The organism is Gracilimonas sp. (genome assembly GCF_035704785.1).
Taxonomy (GTDB): domain Bacteria; phylum Bacteroidota; class Rhodothermia; order Balneolales; family Balneolaceae; genus Gracilimonas.
Map to the genome: position 1 here is coordinate 1 of NZ_DASSWP010000238.1, position 7107 is coordinate 7107.

The window sequence follows — 7107 nt, forward strand, 5'->3', positions numbered from 1 at the left end:
AGGAAGCCTTCTTGACCCGATGTCAACCGTTTCCCATTCTTCTGACCCCAGGATGGACATATCACTTTGCATTGCTTCCAGATTGGTAAGAAGGGAATTGATCAAGGTTTCAGCAATATTTCCGGTAAAGGGAGCGTAAACAGCATCAATATCGAAATTGTAAACGGTGTCTACTTCCGGATCAAAATATTGTGCATACTGGCTGATATCATAACCATCGGATTCCAGATCTTCAACAAAATATCGAACGACAGTTCCACCCAGCCTTCTTGCTTCATCCAAAAATGCAGCGGCAGAAGGTTCTCCTAAAGATCCACGTTCAGCAATTACAGCTAAGGTATCAAATCCAAGATTTTGGATGGCATACTGAGCCATTTTCCGTCCTTGAACAGCAAAAGTAGGGTTAAGCTGAAAGGTATAATTAAGATCAAGGTTAATTTTATCTGAGTTTGCCAACGGAGTGAGCATAGGCCTCTGATACAATTCTGCATATTTGGATATTTCTACGGCAACTTCCGAGATCAATGGCCCAATTATAACATCCACATCGTGATTCCAGATCAAATCATTTGCAACGGTTGATGCATTATTGGCATCAGCCTTAGTATCAACATAGGTTAGAAATGCTTTAAGGTCTGTGTTCTCACTATTGAAATTCTCTACAGCCATCTGTATTCCAAAATAAAGATGTTGTGAGATCTCATACTCTGCAGACTCCACATCGAATTGTGGCAGTGCTACGCCAATATTATAGGCTAAGCCATCAGGTGATCGAGCATATTTGTTTGGATTATATTGCAGCCGATAAGCGGCTGAGTCAGATAGGAGGGAATCAATAGGGGCATGCCTTAAAGAATCAACTAAAATAACGGAATTCTTATATGCTGAAAACAAGGCCCTTGCAGAACCTAAGTCAACTTTACCAATCGCTGATTCCACTAAATCAAAACGAACCTCATCATAGTCAGAGGCTTTAAAAGCCTCAAACCTTTGGTTCAAAGTAAGGTAATTGATAAGATCTCTATAAAAATTAAACGCAGGCCGGGAAACTGACGGCAGGCTTGATGTTTGTTTTAACTCATGAAGTGCATCTAAAGAAGCAGCAAAATTCTTTAACTGAAAATCAGCTAATGCTTTTGTGTATTTAGCCTCCAGTATCAGTTCCTGTGCCGTACTGTCGACTTTTTCAAGATAATATTTTGCCTTTAAAAAATTATTAAGTGCAAAATGACTTTTTCCTGCAAAAAGGTGTGCTTCAGGAGAGTCGATATTATCAAAGACACGAAGAGCACGTTCATAATTTCCCTCTTCATAAAATTCAATCCCGGTATTTATAGGTTGTGCAAATACCGTTGAAGAAGCTGTTATCAATAAGAGTAATAAAGTAAATACTGGTCTTTTCATTAAGATCTTTGGGTTTGTTACTTCAATTATAACTGTGTAGAAATTAAAAAGTTCTGTAATGGAATGCTTATTTACAGATATAAATATTCTAAAAGGATAAGATCATTCTTAAATAGCTTAATCTGATCCTTTTATTTAGTTAGTTATCAGGGAGCAGGATAAAGATAATTAGATTCAAAACTAAGCGGAAAACTTATCCACCAGTACAGGAGCAAGAAGATAGTCTATACCACCCCGAAAATAAGGGAGTAAGGCAGCATCAATAAATAACGCACAGAAAATAGATCATGGTGATGTTTCCGCTTTGAGAAGAGATGCCAAAGAACTGTAAGAGTTTTTGGGTAAACCTGTTTGGGATATAACAAAGAGTAATTAAATTAACTTTATTATTCCCATTCAATGGTAGCAGGAGGTTTTGAACTTACATCATAAACCACACGATTGATACCTTTTATTTCATTGATAATACGGTTAGATATATGTGCTAAAAATTCATAGGGAAGATGCGCCCAATCAGCCGTCATACCATCCACACTTGTTACTGCTCGTAAAGCTATGGTGAATTCATAGGTACGTTCGTCGCCCATTACACCTACACTTTGTACCGGTAACAAAACAGCCAATGCTTGCCAAACTGAGTGGTATAAATTCTGTTTTTTCAGCTCTTCAATAAAGATAAAGTCAGCCTCTCTGAGCAGATCTAATCTTTCTTTAGTAGGTTCTCCTATAACCCTGATTCCTAAGCCTGGTCCGGGAAATGGGTGCCTTCCTATAAAATGCTCGGGGATACCTAAAGTTCGTCCAACTTCACGCACCTCGTCCTTGAATAACTCACGAACCGGTTCAATTAGATCCAGATTCATTTTTTCCGGAAGCCCGCCAACGTTATGATGAGACTTGATAGTGGCAGAAGGACCTTTAAATGAAACACTCTCGATCACATCAGGATATAAAGTGCCCTGTGCCAAATATTTAACATCCTTATCACTCCCAATTTCCTCATCAAATACTTCTATAAAAACTCTGCCTATGATCTTTCTCTTTTCTTCCGGATCAGAAACCCCTTTCAACTCGCTTAAAAAAGCAGAAGAGGCATCTACTCCCCGAACCGGTAAATTCAGATCCCGGGTATATAACTCCATCACTGATTCAAATTCATTTTTACGAAGTAGTCCATTATCTACAAAGATACACTGAAGCTGATCTCCAATGGCTTTGTGAAGCAGGGTAGCAACAACGGTAGAATCCACACCACCTGAAAGGCCACAGAGTACCTTATCATCACCTACTTTTTCACGAATAGAGCTTATTTGTTCTTCTATGAATGAAGTAGATGTCCAGTCACCTTTAAGTCCACAGATATCGTATGCAAAGTTTTGGAGCAGCTGTTTGCCATGATCGGTGTGCGCTACTTCAGGGTGGAATTGAACGCCGTATATGGCATTTTCTTTGTGACGAACGGCTGCCACTTCAGCATTTGCAGTATGCCCGATGATATCATAAGAAGCGGGCAGTTCGTGAATATGATCACCATGGCTCATCCATACCACGCTTTCGTTTGGAATATCCTTCAAGAGGTCTTCGGAGTTATCGATCAGGAGATTGGCACGGCCGTATTCTCGCTTCTCAGCTTTCTCTACACTGCCAGGTATTTCTGAGTGCGCAAGAAGCTGGAGGCCATAACAGACGCCCAAAATTGGAATATCCCAGTCCAGGATCTCCGATTGAAGGTAAGGGGCTTCTTTATCATTTACACTCATCGGTCCGCCGGATAACACGATGCCTCCCGGGGTTGGAGTAGTAACTTCTTCAAGATCTACATTAAAGGGATGAATTTCGCAGTACACATTCAGTTCTCTTAAACGTCGGGCGATCAATTGGGTGAATTGAGAACCATAATCAAGGATGAGTATCCATTCGGAATGTCGGCTGTGCATAGGTAAGTTTTTGGAAGTAGAACTGATAGTTTAAAAAATAAAAAAACCTGCCAGATGGAACTTTTAATCTAAGTTTCACCTGACAGGTTGAAAGTATCAAAAGCCTGATCAGGCAATTACGTCTTCGTATTCTTCGGCAGAAAGAAGGTCATCAAGCTGAGATTCATCATGAAGCTTAACTTTGACCATCCAGCCATCACCATAAGGATCTTCGTTTACCAATTCAGGATCGTCCTCAAGTTTTTCATTTATCTCTTGGATCTCTCCATCAACAGGGGCATAGAGATCTGATACGGTTTTGACTGCTTCTACGGTACCAAAAGTGTCATCTTTAGAAAACGCAGTCCCTTCAGGTTCAAGTTCAACAAATACGATGTCTCCGAGTTCGCCCTGAGCAAAATCAGTAATACCAATGGTAGCTGTGCCATCGCCATTATCTTTGATCCATTCGTGTTCGCGGGTGTATTTAAGATCTGCAGGTATGCTCATTTTCAGTTTTCCTTGGGTATATATTTAAATTCTCTTTCTAGATACTTGGTATCGAATTTTCCTTTTTTGAAGTTCTCGTCATCCATCAATTGAATGTGATAAGGAATATTCGTTTTGATGCCTTCTATGATGAACTCCTTTAACGCACGCTTCATCTTTTTGATCGCTTCTTCGCGAGTTGGGGCACTTACAATCAGCTTGGCGATCATTGAATCGTAATGCGGAGGAATTCGGTAACCTGAATAGGCGTGAGTATCTAAGCGTACACCATGACCGCCCGGCGGGTGGAACACGGTGATCTCACCTGCTGATGGACGGAAATTATGCTCCGGGTCTTCGGCATTAATACGACATTCAATGGCGTGATTAATAAACTCAAGAGGATATTCTTCGATCTTTTCACCGGCTGCGACTCTGATCTGCTGCTCGATAAGATCGATTCCAGTCACTTCTTCAGTTACAGGATGCTCTACCTGAATGCGAGTATTCATTTCCATGAAATAGAAGTTGTGGTCATCATCCACTAAAAATTCTACCGTTCCGGCTCCTTCATAGTTCACCGCTTTAGCAGCATTCACAGCTGCATCTCCCATTTTTTTACGAAGTTCTTTGGTCATAAGGGGAGAAGGGGATTCTTCAAGTACTTTCTGATGGCGGCGCTGCAGCGAGCAATCTCTTTCCCCATAATGAACTGCTGTACCGTGCTGGTCCGCCATGATCTGTATCTCGACATGGTGAGGATTCAATACAAAGCGTTCAATATAAACAGCCGGATTATTAAAAGAAGTTTCCGCTTCCTGGCGGCACATCTTATAATTCTTTTCTAATTCATCCGCTTCCATAACCATGCGCATACCACGTCCACCGCCACCTGCTGAGGCTTTGATGATTACCGGGTAACCAATATCATCACAAACTTTTTTAGCATCCTCATAGCTTTCAACGACGCCATCACTTCCCGGTACAACCGGTACTTTATTGGCGATCATAGTTGCTTTAGCCACAGCCTTGTCACCCATTTTATTAATGGCGTGAGGGGAGGGGCCGATGAATTTGATATTATGTTCGCCACAAATGCGAGAAAATTCAGCGTTCTCCGCAAGAAAACCATATCCCGGGTGAATAGCTTCGGCGTCCGTGATCTCAGCTGCTGCCAGGATACTTTGTATTTTAAGGTAACTTTCTTTGCTGGAAGGAGGACCAATACAAACGGCTTCATCAGCAAATTTTACATGCAGGCTGTCAGCATCAGCGGTAGAGTATACAGCTACCGTTTTGATGTCCATTTCCTGACATGTACGAATGATACGTAATGCAATTTCACCTCTGTTGGCGATCAGAATTTTTTTAAACATGAAAACCGCTTAGTCTTTTTTTATAATGAAAAGTGGTTGTTCGAATTCAACAGGCTGTGCATCATTAACTAAAATCTTCTGCACAGTTCCACTGAATTCAGCTTCAATTTCGTTCATGATCTTCATCGCCTCAACAATACAGAGGGTATCGCCCTTAGATACTTTGGCTCCAACTTTAATAAAGGGGTCTGAGTCAGGAGATGGTGATTCGTAGTAAGTTCCCACAATTGGAGACGTTACGGTTTCGCCATCAGGCTGATCTTCTTTTGAACTTTCAGCACTTTCACCTGACGGTGCTGCTTGTTGTGGCTGGGCCGGAGCTGCCGGTTGTGCCACGGGCTGAGGAGCTGCAGGCTGTGAATAACTCACCTGCTGAACTTCACCTTGTTTTTTTACTTTAATTTTGAAGTCACCTTCTTCAAGTGAAACTTCATTGACATCACTTTCTGATATCAATTCTAAAATATTTTTTATGAGTTTTAAATCCATGATTACTTTTATTTAGCTCGTTCTATATATTCTCCGGTTCGAGTGTCAACCCGAACCTTTTCACCTTCATTTATGAAGAGGGGAACCTGAATGGTAGCCCCTGATTCTAAGGTAGCAGGTTTACTTCCACCTTGTGCAGTATCCCCTCTTAACCCGGGATCTGTTTGTTCAATTACTGCTTCAATGTGATCTTTTGGTTCTGCATAAAGAATAGATTCTTCATCCGCATTTACCATTACATTACAATTTTGGCCCTCCACAAAGTATCCTTTGCGTTCAACCTGACTGGCATTTACGGGAACCTGTTCGTAGGTCTCGTTATGCATCAGGTAAAAAAGTTCACCATCATTATAGAGGTATTGATATTCGTGCTGTTCAATTCTAACAGATTCAGCATTTTCACCTGATCTCCAGGTTTTATCAATGTTTTTTCCATTTAAGATGCCTTTAAGTTTTGTTCGTACAAAAGCAGGGCCCTTTCCCGGTTTAACATGTTGGAATTCAGTAATAGAGTAGAATTCTCCGTCCAGATCCAGAACCATACCATTTCTAAAATCTGATGTTGATATTTTGGACATTCTTTATTTTTTCCTCTGATAAATTTCGATCAAAAATACTACCTACCTGTTTGGATAACAAACTCGTTTAGATGAAATTACTAATCAAGTTATAAAGTATAGCTGCAGGGCAAATATACTTTATAAAAATTGGCCATATTTTCGAGAAAAGTGTCTGCTTAATACCCGCAAATCCATATTCCATCTCATTGATTGCATTTTCCGTTTTCCAGAAATATCCGACAAATAAGCAGATTAGGAAACCGCCTAAAGGAAGTCCAATACTGCTGAACAAGTAATCAAACCAACCGATCAGGACAGGGGAGAAAGCAACTATGATTGAAATAACTAAAATTCCACTTCCAACTGCCCAGGCTGCTTTTTTGCGTTTTACTTCAAATTCATCAATTACAAAACTAACGGGCACCTCAAGTAAAGAAATAGTAGAAGTTAGGGCCGCAATACTGAGCAGCAGGAAAAAAGTTACCCCTAATATCATTCCTACAGCTCCTCCAATAGTGTGGAATAAGGCTGGGAGTATCTGAAATACAAGGTCGGTACTGGAAGCAAGTGAACCGCCGACATTGATGTTGATTCCCTGACTTTGAGCAAGATACATTGCAGGAACTATCAATAAACCGGCAAGGAAAGCAATTCCAACATCTGCTAAGGTTACAAAAGCAGCAGCTTGAGGTATATTCTCTTTCTTATTCAAATATGAACCGTATGTTATTAAAGCTCCCATACCAAGTGATAGGGAAAAGAAGGCTTGCCCCATTGCAGAAAAGATCAAATTAGCATTAATTTTACTAAAATCGGGAAGTAGGTAAGCACTAACTCCTTCAGAGCTACCGGGCTGTAATAAAACGTATATGA

Annotated in this window: 7 protein-coding genes; all 7 read right to left on the reverse strand. The window is 40.6% G+C overall.

Annotation, left to right across the window (positions count from 1 at the left end; translation table 11 throughout):
• The coding region (locus tag VFM80_RS13305; RefSeq protein WP_395072470.1) for an ABC transporter substrate-binding protein at positions 1 to 1404 on the reverse strand (1404 nt) is incomplete at its 3' end.
• Between the two features lie 386 nt (positions 1405 to 1790).
• Complete coding sequence (gene guaA / locus VFM80_RS13310) at positions 1791 to 3341, reverse strand: glutamine-hydrolyzing GMP synthase (protein WP_395072472.1); 1551 nt, start codon at positions 3339 to 3341, stop codon at positions 1791 to 1793.
• Between the two features lie 108 nt (positions 3342 to 3449).
• A complete protein-coding gene (gcvH, locus tag VFM80_RS13315) occupies positions 3450 to 3830 on the reverse strand; it encodes a glycine cleavage system protein GcvH (RefSeq protein WP_395072474.1) in 381 nt (126 codons plus the stop codon).
• 2 nt (positions 3831 to 3832) lie between these two features.
• The gene (gene accC / locus VFM80_RS13320) at positions 3833 to 5185 is read right to left on the reverse strand and encodes an acetyl-CoA carboxylase biotin carboxylase subunit (RefSeq protein WP_395072476.1); all 1353 of its coding nucleotides are present in this window, start codon (positions 5183 to 5185) and stop codon (positions 3833 to 3835) included.
• 9 nt (positions 5186 to 5194) lie between these two features.
• Positions 5195 to 5674 carry an acetyl-CoA carboxylase biotin carboxyl carrier protein gene (gene accB / locus VFM80_RS13325; RefSeq protein ID WP_395072478.1) on the reverse strand — a complete coding sequence of 160 codons (480 nt, stop codon included), beginning with the start codon at positions 5672 to 5674 and terminating at the stop codon, positions 5195 to 5197.
• Positions 5675 to 5682: 8 nt separating this feature from the next.
• Entirely contained in the window at positions 5683 to 6252 is a 570-nt protein-coding gene (gene efp / locus VFM80_RS13330; RefSeq protein ID WP_395072480.1) for an elongation factor P, read from the reverse strand.
• Positions 6253 to 6319: 67 nt separating this feature from the next.
• On the reverse strand, positions 6320 to 7107 hold a 788-nt coding region (locus VFM80_RS13335; RefSeq protein ID WP_395072482.1), incomplete at its 5' end, for a sodium-dependent transporter.

Coding starts and splice junctions, on each gene's coding strand:
- guaA (WP_395072472.1), bottom strand. CDS start 3,341: ATGCACAGCCGACATTCCGAATGGATACTCATCCTTGATTATGGTTCT.
- gcvH (WP_395072474.1), bottom strand. CDS start 3,830: ATGAGCATACCTGCAGATCTTAAATACACCCGCGAACACGAATGGATC.
- accC (WP_395072476.1), bottom strand. CDS start 5,185: ATGTTTAAAAAAATTCTGATCGCCAACAGAGGTGAAATTGCATTACGT.
- accB (WP_395072478.1), bottom strand. CDS start 5,674: ATGGATTTAAAACTCATAAAAAATATTTTAGAATTGATATCAGAAAGT.
- efp (WP_395072480.1), bottom strand. CDS start 6,252: ATGTCCAAAATATCAACATCAGATTTTAGAAATGGTATGGTTCTGGAT.